The following is a 1,113-nucleotide window of genomic DNA, read 5'->3' as shown; positions in this document are numbered from 1 at the left end:
TTACTCGACGATTTTCGCGACCACACCGGCGCCGACGGTACGACCACCTTCACGTATCGCGAAGCGCAGGCCTTCTTCCATCGCCACCGGCGCAATCAGCGCAACCGTCACCGATACGTTGTCGCCCGGCATGACCATTTCGGTACCCGCCGGCAACTCCACCGCACCGGTCACGTCGGTGGTGCGGAAGAAGAACTGTGGACGGTAGCCGTTGAAGAACGGGGTGTGACGGCCGCCTTCGTCTTTGCTCAGCACGTAGATTTCAGCGCTGAACTTGGTGTGCGGGTTGATCGAGCCGGGCTTGGCCAGCACCTGGCCGCGCTCGACGTCTTCACGCTTGGTGCCGCGCAGCAGGACGCCGACGTTGTCGCCAGCCTGGCCTTGGTCGAGCAGTTTGCGGAACATTTCAACGCCGGTGCAGGTGGTCTTGATGGTGGGCTTGAGGCCGACGATCTCGACTTCTTCGCCGACCTTGATGACGCCACGCTCGACCCGGCCGGTCACGACGGTGCCGCGCCCGGAGATGGAGAAGACGTCTTCCACGGGCATCAGGTAGGCGCCGTCTATGGCGCGCTCGGGATCAGGAATGTAGCTGTCGAGGGCGTCGGCCAGTTTGAAGATGGAGGGCTCGCCGATGTCGGACTGGTCGCCTTCCAGCGCTTTGAGGGCGGAGCCGATGATGATGGGGGTGTCGTCGCCCGGGAAGTCGTATTTGCTGAGCAGTTCGCGCACTTCCATTTCAACCAGTTCGAGCAGTTCGGCGTCGTCGACCATGTCGGCTTTGTTCATGTAGACGATGATGTAGGGGACGCCGACCTGGCGCGCCAGCAGGATGTGTTCGCGGGTCTGCGGCATGGGGCCGTCGGCGGCGGAGACAACCAGGATGGCGCCGTCCATTTGCGCGGCGCCGGTGATCATGTTTTTGATGTAGTCGGCGTGGCCCGGGCAGTCGACGTGGGCGTAGTGGCGTTTCGCGGTCTCGTATTCAACGTGGGCGGTGTTGATGGTGATGCCGCGCGCTTTTTCTTCCGGAGCCGAGTCAATGTCTGCGTAGTTCTTGGCTTCACCACCAAATTTCTTCGACAGGATGGTGCTGATCGCCGCCGTCAGGGT

General features: G+C 62.4%; 1 protein-coding gene. It reads right to left on the bottom strand.

Annotated elements, in window-relative coordinates:
• A partial coding sequence (gene tuf / locus EI185_RS15970; protein WP_124706149.1) for an elongation factor Tu occupies positions 1 to 1,113 on the bottom strand: 1,113 nt, incomplete at its 5' end.

It is taken from the genome of Sulfuriferula multivorans (assembly GCF_003851125.1).
Classification (GTDB): Bacteria; Pseudomonadota; Gammaproteobacteria; order Burkholderiales; family Sulfuriferulaceae; genus Sulfuriferula; species Sulfuriferula multivorans.
Note: the sequence above shows the minus strand (reverse complement) of the source record. Positions and strands in the feature narration are given on the sequence as shown.